Source organism: Lyngbya sp. CCY1209 (assembly GCF_055795065.1).
The window spans coordinates 1-313 of record NZ_JAYFER010000551.1 but is presented as its reverse complement, the minus strand read 5'-3'; the positions used below and the strand labels follow the sequence as shown (position 1 = coordinate 313).

Sequence of the window (313 nt, the reverse complement as noted above, 5' to 3'; positions counted from 1 at the left end):
ATATCGCCGGAAACGATAACATTGCCGCCACCCAACTCACCCGGACGGCGGACTCGACCGCCCCCACGGTGACACTCGCCACGGATGCCGAGGAGACAATCAATACCGCCTTCACCGTAACGGCTACCTTCGGCGAAGCCGTCAGCGGGTTCGACGTATCGGATATCACCGTCAACAACGGCAGCGCCGACAACCTGCAAACCACCGACAACATCACCTACACCTTCGACATCACCCCCGACGCCGATGGGGAAGTGACCGTGGATATCGCGGCTAATGTGGCAGCGGATATCGCCGGAAACGATAACACCGC

The 313-nt window shown here is 60.1% G+C and carries 1 protein-coding gene; it reads left to right on the top strand.

Features of this window, described 5'->3' with window-relative positions; all coding sequences use genetic code 11:
- On the top strand, positions 1-313 hold a 313-nt coding region (locus tag AC0QHF_RS19235), incomplete at both ends, for an Ig-like domain-containing protein (protein WP_324705855.1).